The sequence below is a fragment of the Ochrobactrum sp. BTU2 genome (assembly GCF_024539785.1).
GTDB lineage: Bacteria > Pseudomonadota > Alphaproteobacteria > Rhizobiales > Rhizobiaceae > Brucella > Brucella anthropi.
Genome location: NZ_JAHWRG010000001.1, coordinates 547082 through 560924 on the forward strand (window position 1 = coordinate 547082; position 13843 = coordinate 560924).

Consider the following 13843-nt stretch of genomic DNA (forward strand, 5'->3'; position numbering starts at 1 on the left):
CTGCCGACTGGCAGGCTTTTTCTATCCGGCAAGATAAATTTCGTGTTTGACGATCCATTGATCGATTGGTGTCTCGCTTGAAGAACTGACGATCACCATTCGGTCGAAGCGTAGATTACGACCAGCAAGTGATCTTGCTAGGCGAGCCATCTCTGTTTCGCGCGAAGCTCGATCAGCAACGCCATAGGCAAGCGAAACATGTGGAAGGAAAGTCGAGATGTCGTTCTCTCCAGATATACCTAGTGAATCCTGTTTCAGTGCCATGAGTGCAGGTGTTTTCTGCAGCGTGGCGTAGAAAGAGCGGAAATAAGCCTCGGTTCCGGTCACGTTCTCAATGAGAATATCCAGAGGTTTGCGACCAACCGCAAGGCTGAGCACCAGCGGCAGCAGTTCGTCTGCCGAGCGTTTCATATCGGGTACAAGTGTCGCATGTGGTTCAAATACGGGCGAAGCAAAGTGGCCAGCCAGTTCTGCAACGATGGATTCCAGAAATTTGAGGTCATCGCGTGCAGGACGCAACCAGATGGAGTGGAAAGTCATTGATTTGGCATCCCTCGAACGCCGCGTTCGTTTTTAAGTGGCCTGACGCTGTTCCGCAATATGAGCGGTAGTTCGAGCACAACTGTCTGAGGCAGCGCATTTGGTGCGGCCTGTCTCTCGTCAAGCAGACGGATGATTTCGGCGGAAAGGCGTTCAGCATTCTGATCGAATGTTGTCAGCCGGTAGGCCCCCCAGCGTGCTTCCGTGACATTATCGAAGCCGATAACCGAAATATCGTCAGGAATAGAGAGATTGAAGACATCGCGTGCGCAGTCCATCAGGCCGAAAGCCATAAGGTCGTTGACGCAAAACACGCCTTCGACGCGCTCTCGCTCGCCGAGGAGTAAGGAGGCCGCGCCGTAACCGCCGTCATAGTCGGTCAGGTCACCGCGCTGTACGCTGACGCTCAATCCAAGGCTTTTGCCTTTGGCGATGAAAGCTTCCTCACGTTCAATCAGATTGAGACTACCGACATTCGACGTTATGAGGCCAAGCTTTTTCATGCCTCGTGCCGCGAAAATTTCGACAGCCGTTTCGGCGGCTAGTCGATTGTTGATGTGAATATGATCGGCTCCCTCTTCGGTTCGTCCGACGAGGATCAGGGTCTGGCCGTTTCGTTGGGCAAGATCGACAAATGACGACGAGGGCATGCCGGAAAGAACTACCGTCGCTTCGGCACGATAGCGCAACAGCGTTTCGTGGGCCGCAGAGAGGTTTTCTCCATGCTGGCCGGTCGGGATCAACACCGGCACACTGCCACGTGCTGCAAGTCGACGGGAAAGCGCTGCAATCTGGCGGGAGCGAAAAGGACTATCCGGGTCTGCCGCAATCATTCCGACGATACGGCTGCGATTGGCAAGAAGACCGCGTGCAAGATCGTTGACCTGATAACCCAGCTTTTCGGCAGCTTTCAGCACTTTCTCGCGTGTTGAGGGCGAAACACTGGCGCCAGGCGTAAAGGTTCGGGACACAGCGGAGCGTGACACGCCTGCCTCGAGCGCGACTTCGTGCGCGCTGATGAACCGTGGCTGGTTATCCGCGCTGTCCTGTTCTCGCTGTATTTCTTTATCTGGCATTTTATCGCCCTACTTTTGAAAGGACATCGGCCCTGAGGAAGCGCTCGACCACGAACATGAAGGCAATTGATGGCACCAGCAATATCAATGCGCTGATCGACGCGATTTGATAATTGCCGCCGGAACTCGCTGTATAAAGCAGCAAGGGCAGGGTGGAAATATCAGGGGCGCCAACGAAATAAGTGCCGGTAAACTCATCGAGCGATTCAAGAAAGACAAAGATCGCGCTTGCAAGCAAACCCGGTGCGGCTATTGGCAGGGTGATGTCGAAGAATGTCTTGAGGGCGGAAGCGCCCATTGAGCGCGCCGCTTCTTCAAGCTCCCGATCAATTGCCGAAAACGCTGCCGTGGCGATCCAGACGGCATAGACCAGACCATGAGTGACATGCACCAGAACGACGCCTGTGATCGTACCATTCAGGCCGAAAGAGTAGAACATCTGCGCGATGTTTACGTAAACGGGCAGGTTTGGAAAAGCTTGCGGGATCAGCAGCGTCAGTAGGATCAGCCCGCGAAACGGCAGTTTCAGGCGTGCCAGAGCATAACCGGCGGGAATGGCAAGGCCGAGTGAAACGATCACTGTCAGGCCTGCAATAAGAACGCTTGTGCCAAGTGACGAGAGCGCATTGCCGCGAGGCGAAAACACATTCGCCCAGAAAGAGAAACCATACTGAAGCGGCAGTGTGTATGGGAAATACCAACGCTCAGCTACAGCCCACAGAAGCAGGTTGGCGAGCGGCCCGAAAATCGCGAAGGCGAGCAGACCAAGCAATATGCCACGCGGTATCCAGCGCCAGTCGATGATGTTGCTCATTGGCCGTGTTCCTTCATGGTCTGGCGCAGGTAAACCCAGGCGACGAGGCTGGTCATGAGGAGCGAGATCGTACCCAATGCATTTGCGACGCCGTAATCCCCATAAGCATTGATACGGAATGCCATGTTTGCCGTGATCATCGTTGGTGATTGGGCGTTGATCATCAAAGGAACGGACAAGACGGACATCATGGTGACAAAGCTCAGTATCAACCCCACGAGCAGCGTTTGGCGGACTTGCGGCAGAACAATCTCAATGAGAATGCGCAGCCGCCCGGCACCAAGATTGCGAGCGGATTCAATCGTGCTGCGATCGATGGATGCCATGGCACCTGCCAGTAGCAAGGTGACGAATGGCGTCTGTTTCCAGACGAATGCAATGACGATGCCACGCCAGTCGAGAAAGCTCATTGCCTGCAGTGGGGTTAGGAGCCCAGTTTCAATGAGCAGGCTGTTCATCAACCCGTTTTTGGCTAGGAAGGTGCGAAGTATCTGACCAACCACGATGAAGGGGATGAAAAGCGGCCAGCGATAGAGCCAGCGCAGGACAGTGACAGCGCGCGGGTTGGAGCCGAGCGTCAGGTAACCGCCGATGGCGATAGAGAATAACGCAATCAGCAGGGACGACAGTGTAACGATGACAAAGGTGAAGATGATGTCGCTGGAATAAAGTTCGAATGCTTTGGTGAAATTGCCGGTTCCCCATTCCCCGGAAACATTGAAAGCTCCGGTGATCGCTCCGAAAAGCGGTACGATGAACAGTAATAGGACGATCGCCAGTGCGGGCGCGACAAGAAGAATACCTGTCAGTCGATGCGACATTCGAAACCTCATGACAATGTGGAGTGCCGGACACGCTCGTGGTGCCTTGATTGCATATCCGGCATCAACATCGGGGCGCTTTGCATGTAACCAAGTTCGTCAAAGCGCTCCAATAGAAGGCAGGATTGTTGAGCTTAATTGCCGACCTGACGCTCATAAGCTTCCAGAATCGCAGTGTTATAAGGTGCGATCGGGAAAGGCTTGCCGTATTTAGCAAGCTCGTCCGGCGAAATGTCGGTGAAGAGCTTTTTCCAGGTGTCGCCGTCCAGCTCTGCCTTGACATGGTCGGCATCGATGCCCGGATACCAGTTGAAGCGCTTCACGATACCTTCGGCCTGCACTTTCGGGCTCGTCGCCAATGCGACAAATTTTTCGGCCAGTTCCTTATGCGCGCTTTTTTCCGGGATCACATAATGCATCGGCTGACCGGGCATGCCGGGAGCTGGTAGGACAAGTTTCATTTCCGGCGGAAGCTGTCCATTCGCCTTCCACGAATAGAACATGTCCACCCATACTGGTCCCATCGCGATTTCGCCACGGCTCAACATGTCGAGCGTGCCTGCATTGCCTGGGGTGAGGGTGGCGTTCTTTGTAAAGTCCTTTAGCGAGGCAAACGCCTTGTCCCAGTTCTTCGCTTCGCCCTCTTCGAATGGACCCTTCATCAGCTTGTCTGCGTCGCCACCATAAGCATAGATCCAGCCCATAACAAAGCTCACGCCCGATGCGCCACCCTTGATGCCGTTATAGCCGAATTGCTTTGGGTTTTCCTTGGCCCATGCGACGAGCTCGTCATAACTCTTTGGCGGATTGGCAACGAGTGCAGGATTGTAGGCAAGTGCGGTCTGGCTGTTGAACATCGGCATGACGTAGCCGTCGACATCCGTACCGAGCGCCATTTTCGCATTATCGCGCGTCACCAGCTTACCGCTGTCGATTTTGCCGCGATAATTTTCGAGGAACTTCGCCGTTACCATCGGTCCGACGAATTTCTCGTGGACGACGGCGACGTCGGTGTCCCATTTTTCCACGCCAGCCTTGGACTGGGCTTCGAAACGCTCGAGAACCTTCTGCGAACCCGCATCGCCGGGACCTGTTCCCACAACGCGAACGGTCGTTCCGGGATTTTCCTTCTCGAACAACGGTCCGAGATACTGATTGATATAGTCAACCATGTTCTGGTCACCTGCCGTGATGACGGTAAGCTCATCGGCGGTGGCGGGTGCAACGGTGAGACCAATTGCCATTGCCGCGTTCAGGATAGTTCTCATGAAAAGGACTCCTGTATGAAACCGGGATTTCCGGTCTTTTGATTGAAAGCAGATGCAGTGCATCCAGTGGCGTCTATCGGGAATGGTGTCATTCACGGGCACGAAAATGCCCGTGAAAACGATCTTGAAACGGGGTGCCCCGTTTTGGTGCGGGAAAGACGGCGAGGTCAATGTGCACAGCTGTGCACGATCAAGTCCAACGTGAATTGCGTATTTCGTTGATCTCTAGTCTCCCATTAACTCAATGACGCATCATCAGCACACTGACGAAAAGACGGCAGGCGCCTGACTATTTGTCGAACAGAAACAGGGCGTGTTCAGGTATGTGGATTTCAACATTGGCGCCGGGCTGATGGCTTTCCTGAGCGTCGACCATGATGTGCCGATCCCCGACGCGGATCATGTGTCTCCAGAGGCCACCGGGATAGCTGGTCTGCTCCACCGTGCCGTTGAGGGCTAATTCGGACGTCGGGGAGTTCCGATCAACTCCCGGCTTGGTGAGACAGGCTGCTTCGCTGCGGAAACGAGCCGATGCCATGCCATCGGACAGATTTCGGCGTCCTGCCGAAATCGTGCTCGCCTTGTTGTTGGCGCCTGCCGCGATCTCGATACGGTCGGCTTTGATCTGGATTGGTACTTCGATCAGATTCTCAGCGCCCATAAATGCCGCGACGAAATCCGAGGCGGGGTGGTTGTAAACTTCTTCTGGAGCGCCTGCCTGTGCAATTTCGCCATTATTGAGAATGACGATACGGTCGGCCATGACCATGGCTTCTTCCCGGTCATGCGTTACGTGAACAGCTGTAATGCCGAGACGGCGCTGCAAAGCGCTGATCTCATGGCGAACCGATAGTCTGATGCGTGCATCGAGATTGGAGAGCGGCTCATCGAGAAGCAGGATGTCAGGCTGAATGGCGAGGGCGCGCCCGAGGGCGACGCGCTGGCGTTGTCCGCCGGAAAGGGCGGCAGGTTTGCGCTCCAGCAAAGCTTCCAGCCCCAGCAGGCGAGCAACTTCATCAACCTTCTGCTTGATGGTCTCCTTCGTCGTGCCACGAATACGCAGACCATAACCCATGTTCTGCGCGACAGTCATATGCGGCCAGAGCGCGTAAGACTGGAAGACAAGGGCCATTCCGCGTTTATCTGGGGGCAATTTGGTGACGTCTCTGCCGTCTACACGGATCGCGCCGTTGGACGGCATGTTGAAGCCTGCAATCGCACGCAGCAGGGTTGTCTTGCCGCACCCAGACGAGCCGAGAAGCGCGACGAACTCACCCTTCTTGACGGATAGATTTACGCCTTTGAGAACTTCATTGTTGCCATAACGAACGCGCGCGTCCGCCACCTCCAAAAACGCTGGCATAAGCGTCTCCTCCCCAGGATCGCCGGCTGATTTTATTTTTTCTGCACAGCCGTGCAAATTGGATTGAAGCATCTTTAAGCCACCTCGACAAGCCGCAAAAGTGAAATTGCGCTGAAAAAACTATCTTCAGTTCCATTTTGGAACGTCGTCTAGGCGCTATTTAGCGAGAATTTATAACAGCTGTATGACGTAAAGACGAAGACGTGGACAGCTTTGCAAAGCTGTCCACGTCGCACGCAAGCAGGTCTGACGGAGAGTGTACAGGACCCAGCTTGTTATGAAGCGTTCAGTCAAACTTCTTCTGCACGTTCTTCGAACTTGGCATTTCTCCGGGAAGAGTAGATGAACGCGGCGAGAAACATTGCGGTCATTAGCAGAACGATTGTTGGAGCGGGCGCGCTGTCGATGAAAAAAGCCAGATAGACACCGAAGAAGGATGCGGTGACCGCAATTGTTACGGCGAGCAGCATCATGGTGCTGAATTTGCGTGTGAGCAGAAACGCAATTGCACCGGGCGCAATCAACATGCCGATAGCCAGAATGATGCCTACGGCCTTCAAAACGCCGACAATCGTTAGCGAAATCAGGCAAAGCAAACCGTAATGCAGCAGGCGGACCGGTAAACCGACGGCTCTGGCTTGCGCCGGATCGAAAGCGTGCAGCAGGAAGTCGCGCCATTTGACGACAAGAATGCCAGCGGTCAGTGCGGCGATAATGGCCGTTTCGATGAGGTCGGACAATGTTATTCCGAGCATGTCGCCGAACAGGATATGATCGAGATGCACTGTCGAGCGGATCGCAACATAAAGAACCAGGCCAAGACCGAACATGCCGGAGAATACGATGCCCATCACCGTATCCTGCTTGATGCGGCTGTTTTCGGTGAGGTAGCCGGTTGCAAGGGCGCAGGCCATGCCCGCTACGAAGGCTCCGATACCGAAGGGTATTCCGATAATATAGGCGACAACGACACCCGGAAGAACCGCGTGGCTGATAGCGTCACCCATCAATGACCAGCCCTTGAGGACCAGAAAGCACGACAGCAATGCTGTTGGTATCGCGATGAGCACGGAAATAGCCAGTGCATAGCGCATGAACTCGAACTGAAACGGTGAGGCCAGCATATCCAGAATGGTCATTGCTGGAATTCCCTTAGAGCGATTGCCGCTTTGCGGCGTGCGGCCAGCAGCCCATGCTTTGGAGCAAGCAGAAATACACTGAGGAAGACAAGCGTCTGGAGAACCACGATGATGCCTCCCGTCGCACCGTCCAGAAAATAGCTTACATAGGCTCCTGAGAAGCTTGTGACGGAGCCGATAGCAACAGCAATCCAAAGCAGTCGCGAAAACCGGTCTGTCAGTAGATATGCGGTTGCACCGGGCGTTACCACCATACAGATGACGAGAAAGGCACCAACCGTCTGCATCGCGGCGACAGTCGATGCCGACAGCAATGTGAAGAACATGATCTTCAACAGATTGGGCTTGAGACCGATCGAACGCGCATGGTTTTCATCGAAGAACACTACCATCAGATCTTTCCACTTTAAAAGAAGTAGCGACAGGGAAACGAAGCCGATGATTGCCAGTTGTAGAGTATCTTCCGGTGTGATGGCGAGGATATTGCCGAGAACGATGGTCTGAATGCTGACGGCCGTCGGCTTCAACGAGATCATGAAGAGGCCAAGTCCGAAGAATGACGAGAAGATCAGACCGATGATAGCATCTTCCTTCAGCTTTGTACGTTGGTTGAGAAAGAGCATCGCTGCTGCGGCGAGACCGCCAGAGAAAAATGCGCCGATGGAGAAGGGGAGGCCAAGCATATAAGCACCCGCAACGCCAGGGACGATGGAATGGGATAGAGCGTCGCCAATCAGCGACCAGCCTTTCAGCATGAGATAAGCCGAAAGAAAGGCACATACCCCGCCCACCAGCGCCGAAACCCACATCGCATTCAGCATGTAGCTATAACTGAACGGCTCAAGTAATACGGTCATTGTTCCTGACTCCGTTTGCGGGTCGCGGAGTCTTCGTTCTCATAAACAACAAACGGGCGCTCATCGTCAGTTATGACGCTGACGGCGCCTCGTCCTGCACCGCTAGTCTCGCCGAGTACAAGATGGCGCAGCACGCCGCCGAAAGTCTTTTCGAGGTTCTCTTGTGTGAAAACCTCCGCAGTCGGCCCGTAACCGAGAACTGTTCGTTTCAGTAATACGGTTCGGTCGCAGAATTCGGGAACACTGCCAAGATTGTGGGTCGAGACCAGCATGACGCGCCCCTCATCTCGCAAACTGCGAAGAAGTGTGACGATTGCTTCTTCGGTCTTCACATCTACGCCAGTGAAGGGTTCATCCAGAAGAATGACGCGCCCGTCTTGTGCGAGCGCTCGCGCAAGAAATACCCGTTTCTTTTGCCCGCCTGAAAGCTCACCGATCTGTCGATGACGAAATTCGAGCATATTCACGCGATCAAGCGCTTTTTCTACGGCTTCTTTGTCGGCGCGGCGCGGGATGCGCATCATGCCCATATGGCCGTAGCGACCCATCATGACGACATCTTCAACGAGAACCGGAAAGTTCCAGTCGACGTCCTCACTTTGCGGGACGTAAGCCACTAGGTTCTTCTTGAGCGCGGCCCCAACCGGCATTCCGAGAATAGATATTTCGCCCTTGGCTAGTTTGACAAACCCCATAATCGCTTTGAACAGGGTCGACTTGCCGGATCCGTTGACGCCGACAAGCGCTGTAATCGTTCCGGTTGGGGTCGTAAAACTTGCATTGTGTAAAGCCGTATGGCCGTTTCGATACGTGACAGTTGCATTTCTCACATTGATACCGTCGACCGCGCTTTTATCCAGCATGGCGAAGGTATCTCCATGAAGGTCTATGGGTGCATTCATTGTTTGAGCCCTTGGGCAATCGCGCTGGAGGTGACTTTCAGGAGATCAATATATGTCGGCACGGGACCGTCGGGGTCCGAAAGTGAATCAACATAGAGAACACCGGCATATTTTGCGCTGGTCTCACGAGCGACCTGCTTGGCTGGGGCAGGAGAAACCGTGCTTTCGGAAAAGACAGCCGTAATGCCATTTTCACGCACTGCATCAATCACTTTTCGCACCTGCTGTGGAGTGCCCTGTTGGTCTGCATTGATTGGCCAGAGATAAAGCTCTTTCAAACCGAAGTCCCGAGCCAGATAGGAGAATGCGCCTTCACTTGAAACGAGCCAACGCTTGTCTTCAGGAATAGCTGCCAGCTCAGCCCGGATAGGATCGATCGTCGCTTTAATCTTCGCTTTGTAAATCTCTGCATTCGCCTTGTAGATGTCAGCGTTCGCCGGATCATTTTTGACGAACGCATCCCGAATATTGTCCACGTAGATCAATGCGGCATTCGGTGACATCCAGGCATGCGGATTTGGCTTGCCGCTATAAGGTCCCTCGCTGATATCGATTGGCTCAACGCCATCGGAAACAACTGCGCTTGGAACATCCTTGAGACGTGAAAAGAATTTTTCGAACCATAGTTCCAGGCCAAGGCCATTCCAGAGGACCAGCTTGGCGTCCTGGGCTTTAATCAGGTCTCCCGGTGTTGGCTGATAATTGTGGATCTCGGCACCTGGCTTCGTGATTGACTCAACCGTCGCGGCATCGCCCGCAACATTCTGCGCAATATCGGCGATAACAGTAAATGTCGTCACGGCCTTGAATTTCTCCGCAAAAGCAACGCTTGCGCTTGTCCAGAGAAGAGCTCCGCTCACGAGACCGAGTGTCGTTGTTCGTAAAATACGACGCAGCATATCCAAATCCTTGTTGCCAATCAGTTGCAATTGCATAGCCGATCGCTGTTTTACGATCAAGTGCTATTGCAAACCATTTGCAAAAGAATGGTCGATGTTTAGCGCTTGAGATTCCGATTGCAAATTTCAATTACACGTTTAAATTGTATTATTGTAAATACTGAAGTTTATTGGTTGTATTTTTGACAAGTGTACGACAGGGAGGCTGTGCGCGGTCTAGCAACAAACTGTGTGTTCTTATTCTCTGTTTTCAGATCGAATGATTAAGGTGAGGATGAGCTTAGTGATTGAATTTCAATCAATTATTATAGATTAGAGAGCGGGGAAGGAGGCTGGTACAAAAGTGCAGACGAAAGTGAGCAAGAGCGGTTTAACGTGCGCGACTACCCAAATCGGGGTGGCGAGTTACCACAGAGATATTACAACCATCATTATCCTGCGAGAGCACGCCCGCAATTTAAAATGGTATTCTTCTGTGGAGACGGATGAGAAATCTAGTTTCCCAGCCGGAACTGTTTTCATTGTTCCGGCTTTTACAACTTTATCAATTAACTGGTCTGATCCCGTCGAAATCATAATCATGCAGCCTGATCAGCAATTTTTTCAGGATAGTTTTTTTCAGAATTCTCTATTCAAGGAAAACAACGGCCCCAAGAACGTTACGAGTTTCTCATGCAAAGATTGCATGCCGCTATCTCATTTGATCTGGGATGAAATTTGCCAGCGAGGCGGACAGGATGAAGCTTACCTGAATGCTCTAGGGTTGGTTCTAATGCGTACGATCGCACGCGTCTTGTTGAATGAGCGCGCTTCAACTGACAGTAAGATCGGACTCAGCAAAGCAGCGCGTCATCAGATAGAAGCCTATCTCAACCAAAACTTTCACAAGCCTCTTTCGGTTCCGGACATGGCAGCATTGTTGGGAATTTCAGCAGGGCATTTTTCGACATGCTTTCGAAAGAGTTTTGGGCAGACGCCTCACCAGTACCTGATGGAACTGAGACTTGACGAAGCTGAGCGGTGCCTCAGAAAAACATCGATGCCAATAAATGAGATCGCACGCCATTTGAATTTTTCCAGCCAGAGCCACCTTACAACGGCTTTGCGAAAACATCGACAGACCACGCCAGGCGAATTACGCAAGTAGAGCTATCGGGGCGCTCTTGGCAATAATGGCCCATTCTTGTGTCGTCCTCATAGAGCAATGGGTCTGGGCGATGGTAACATCAGGCACGAAATAGTTGATCAACTTTACGCGTCGGTCGGCCTTCGTTTCAGCCATTTGCGCCAGATGTGGATTTCACTTCTGCGGCGCAAGCGGCGGACACGATGAGAATCGTGAGAAAGCACGATAAGCCCAAGTGGAAGCATCCAGAAACCGAGAATCGGGAGAAACCCCAACGAGCCGCCGACAACGAGTGTGCCGCCAAGCATGCGCCGCATCATGACTGATTGCGGCATTGGGATTCGCCGACCAAGAATCACGATGGCTTTTTTCCGGGGTGTTTCGGCGTATTCGTCACTCACAGGCGCATCTCTTAGGCTGATATGTTACAATTCACAGGAGGAAAACGTCCCAGAGAATATAGGGTTTTTGTCCCATAATGCAAAAAGATGAAAAAAAATGGATTTAGCCCTTTGCAAACGCGAAATCCTTTTGCTATACGCCACCTCGCTGACACGACGAGCACCTGTTCCCCGGTAGCTCAGCGGTAGAGCAACCGGCTGTTAACCGGTTGGTCGCTGGTTCGAATCCGGCCCGGGGAGCCACTTCATTTCATGAGGTTGCTCAATTTTCCACTGCATTCAAAACGAAGTTTCTGGCGCAGTGCACTTTGGTGCGTGACCGAACTACTTGGACACTCTATTGATTGCGGTGTAAGGGCACGCTAACGATTTAGCGAGTTTGTCGGGACGGCGTAGCTAAGCGCTTGAGAGCGCAGGCATTGTACGGTTGGCCATTACCTTCGCGAACGATCAGAATCCCTCCATGTGAGCTCGCCGGCATCATCTCAATTCAAAGCGGATAGATAGCGATGAATCTATGATGCGCCCTTTAACGGGTGACGATATTCATTCTTGCTGAAGCATTTTGAACCAAATCGTTCTTCGCGCGTTGGTTAGCTGTCTGTTAACCATGATTGGAGAGTGGCAATGCCTTGGTATTTTCGTCTCGAATCCGGCTTCGCCGCAGTCTTTGTAATCGCGGTCTGCGCCCACATGTTTGTTCAGTTGATCCGATAACAATTCGGCGTGTTACAAACATTAGGTAACATTGATAGTCAGTAATGGCAGGTCAATTGAATGGCCAGTCACTCGTGTGGGGGAGCGTTGGTTCACGATCTCTTCGAGAGGTCACTGAAGGTTGGGTGATCTGTCGAGAAGACCAACTTGATATGATCAAGTTTGGTGAGTATGCCGTATGAAATCATCGTAACTCTTAGTTTCAGCTGTCGTTGATTCCAGGAAAAGTTCTTGTAACGCCTCACTATTGTGGGAGGCGCGGGACGGATAACTTCTCCGATTCTATTGAGCTCTTCCGCGCTAAAACGAACGAAATTTACACTACACTGGACTTGCCATACGAGATAAAAGTCGAATTTTGAGGGGTAATCTAAGCACCTGCTGGCAACCTCGTACTTGTGACCTACCTCTGGTTCCATATCGCCCGCTTTTGCTGAATCTAGGAGAGATGCTCTGGCGTTAGTGTCAACGATGGCTTCCGCAGTGGCATTCATGCTGCACTGATAGACGTTGGTCCGCACACCAAGGTGGTCAAGTCCGATGCCGTGGCGGATAAGATTGTTGCCGTTGACTTGAACAGGATATCTCGTTTGCTGAGCTGCGGTTCTGTGTACCCAGGCGGAAGACGGTCGGACGCTGAATAATATGGCCTCGGTCAAGCGAAGCAAACTGTGGCCACGATTATCCCGCAGAGCCAATCTTTGTACCGACAGTTCTGACCGGACGCTTCTTTGGGCGCTTCGTACGGGTTGATCCGGGTTTTGATGCTGACGGAAGCAACGGGTTGAAGTCGCCTTGAGCCTTATTGTGCCGGCGTATCGTTTTCTTGCGGCTGAGTAGCTTCGGCAGGCGCGGGAGCAGGCTGTTGAGGTACTGGTGCGGGTTCTTCTGCAAGGACCTCATTTGTCTTGGTTTTTATGTCTTCTGCTGTCTGTTGGCTGATCAGTCCTTGCGATGCGGCAAAGCCGACAACAACTGCGATGACTGCACCCACAAGGGCAGCTTTAAGCTTCGGTGACATAGCTGGCTCTCCTGCCAAGTATAGTTTATGTCCCGCCCGATGCATCAAATCAGTCATACAATACATGCGTCATTTTTTTCAATGGTTTCTCAATTTTTTCTCGCGGTGCTTGGTGCTCTTACACATCGGTAAATAGCTGATCTCGTTCTAAACTAAAGTGACGGGTGACAAATTTTGACCGTATGATAAAAATATACAAAAATAGTGGGAGGGGATAATGTTTGATAAGAAAGGCATAGAAGCGCCTCGTATACGAGCGATTGAATGGATCGAGCAACTTTCGATACCGAGGTTCTTGGTGCTTGTTGCGCTCTGTAGTGCCGGTACGGGCGTGATTCTTAGTCAGCTGATATGAATAGTGGCCGCAAAGTCTTGTTCTTGCGCCGTTGGAGTTCAGAAGTGTTTGAAATATTTCTCATCTGGCAATAGCGGGATTGCGCTTGCCAATTCTGTCGAAATTACAAAGCGTCCAAATTACGTATTTATTGCGCGTTACACGAACACAAATACCACCAAACATGTCTGCAATTTCTTTAGACTTCACCTGCCGAAGCTTTTGTTTTGTTCACGACAACAAACAGAGCCAAGTATGTTCCGCTCGATGTCACACGGGTTCGCCCAATTTTTGCGTAACCATTTGTAATTTATAGGCATTAACTTCCAACATGATGCAACAAGGCTTGCCATGTCGAATTCGACGCTGATCTCAATAGTCTATTGATTTTATATATGGAAATATTGGAGGCCTCGCCCGGAATCGAACCGGGGTGCAAGGATTTGCAGTCCTCTGCGTAACCACTCCGCCACGAGGCCTTCCGTAAGGCAGTTGCCAAATCAGTTGGTAGCGCCTTGGCCCGTTCCAATATTGATACAGATCGGTCTCGTCAAGCCGTTAGAGC

13 protein-coding genes and 2 tRNA genes are annotated in these 13843 nt (G+C 52.1%); 2 read left to right on the forward strand and 13 right to left on the reverse strand.

The genetic code is table 11. From position 1 onward, the window contains the following. Positions 1-21 precede the first annotated feature (21 nt). The 10 genes from KWJ32_RS02615 to KWJ32_RS02660 all read right to left on the reverse strand — a co-directional run bounded on the left by KWJ32_RS02615 (position 22) and on the right by KWJ32_RS02660 (position 9715). Positions 22-540: a haloacid dehalogenase gene (locus tag KWJ32_RS02615; RefSeq protein ID WP_012093085.1), complete on the reverse strand. Its 519-nt coding sequence runs from the start codon at positions 538-540 to the stop codon at positions 22-24. Further along, a complete protein-coding gene (locus KWJ32_RS02620) occupies positions 537-1616 on the reverse strand; it encodes a LacI family DNA-binding transcriptional regulator (protein ID WP_012093084.1) in 1080 nt (359 codons plus the stop codon). Before KWJ32_RS02620 ends, KWJ32_RS02615 begins: the two co-directional genes overlap by 4 nt. Before the next feature lies 1 nt (position 1617). Continuing rightward, positions 1618-2430, reverse strand: a complete 813-nt coding sequence (locus tag KWJ32_RS02625) for an ABC transporter permease subunit (RefSeq protein ID WP_012093083.1) — start codon at positions 2428-2430, stop codon at positions 1618-1620. Next, entirely contained in the window at positions 2427-3251 is an 825-nt protein-coding gene (locus tag KWJ32_RS02630) for an ABC transporter permease subunit (RefSeq protein WP_012093082.1), read from the reverse strand. The genes KWJ32_RS02625 and KWJ32_RS02630 overlap by 4 nt, the downstream gene beginning before the upstream one ends. 134 nt (positions 3252-3385) lie before the next feature. Further along, positions 3386-4519: an extracellular solute-binding protein gene (locus KWJ32_RS02635; RefSeq protein ID WP_012093081.1), complete on the reverse strand. Its 1134-nt coding sequence runs from the start codon at positions 4517-4519 to the stop codon at positions 3386-3388. 289 nt (positions 4520-4808) lie between these two features. Further along, positions 4809-5882, reverse strand: a complete 1074-nt coding sequence (locus KWJ32_RS02640) for an ABC transporter ATP-binding protein (RefSeq protein ID WP_012093080.1) — start codon at positions 5880-5882, stop codon at positions 4809-4811. 290 nt (positions 5883-6172) lie between these two features. Continuing rightward, positions 6173-7021 (reverse strand): metal ABC transporter permease, encoded by an 849-nt coding sequence (locus KWJ32_RS02645; protein WP_012093079.1) that lies wholly within the window; start codon positions 7019-7021, stop codon positions 6173-6175. Continuing rightward, the gene (locus KWJ32_RS02650; protein WP_012093078.1) at positions 7018-7878 is read right to left on the reverse strand and encodes a metal ABC transporter permease; all 861 of its coding nucleotides are present in this window, start codon (positions 7876-7878) and stop codon (positions 7018-7020) included. The genes KWJ32_RS02645 and KWJ32_RS02650 overlap by 4 nt, the downstream gene beginning before the upstream one ends. Then, positions 7875-8741: a manganese/iron ABC transporter ATP-binding protein gene (locus KWJ32_RS02655; RefSeq protein ID WP_012093077.1), complete on the reverse strand. Its 867-nt coding sequence runs from the start codon at positions 8739-8741 to the stop codon at positions 7875-7877. The genes KWJ32_RS02650 and KWJ32_RS02655 overlap by 4 nt, the downstream gene beginning before the upstream one ends. 35 nt (positions 8742-8776) lie before the next feature. After that, positions 8777-9715, reverse strand: coding sequence for a metal ABC transporter substrate-binding protein (locus KWJ32_RS02660; protein ID WP_086000500.1), 939 nt, complete (start codon positions 9713-9715; stop codon positions 8777-8779). 307 nt (positions 9716-10022) lie between these two features. On the opposite strand from KWJ32_RS02660, the gene KWJ32_RS28265 reads away from it, so the two are divergent. Further along, a complete protein-coding gene (locus tag KWJ32_RS28265; protein WP_040128296.1) occupies positions 10023-10826 on the forward strand; it encodes an AraC family transcriptional regulator in 804 nt (267 codons plus the stop codon). A 104-nt stretch (positions 10827-10930) separates the two neighbouring features. On the opposite strand, the gene KWJ32_RS02670 is transcribed toward KWJ32_RS28265, so the two are convergent. Then, positions 10931-11206: a hypothetical protein gene (locus KWJ32_RS02670; RefSeq protein WP_012093073.1), complete on the reverse strand. Its 276-nt coding sequence runs from the start codon at positions 11204-11206 to the stop codon at positions 10931-10933. A gap of 168 nt (positions 11207-11374) precedes the next feature. On the opposite strand from KWJ32_RS02670, the gene KWJ32_RS02675 reads away from it, so the two are divergent. Then, positions 11375-11449, forward strand: a tRNA-Asn gene (locus KWJ32_RS02675). 1276 nt (positions 11450-12725) lie between these two features. Here KWJ32_RS02675 and KWJ32_RS02680 read toward each other — a convergent pair. Both KWJ32_RS02680 and KWJ32_RS02685 read right to left on the reverse strand, forming a co-directional pair. Next, positions 12726-12944: a hypothetical protein gene (locus KWJ32_RS02680; protein WP_040128300.1), complete on the reverse strand. Its 219-nt coding sequence runs from the start codon at positions 12942-12944 to the stop codon at positions 12726-12728. A gap of 739 nt (positions 12945-13683) precedes the next feature. Next, a tRNA-Cys gene (locus KWJ32_RS02685) sits at positions 13684-13757 on the reverse strand. Positions 13758-13843: the final 86 nt, after the last annotated feature.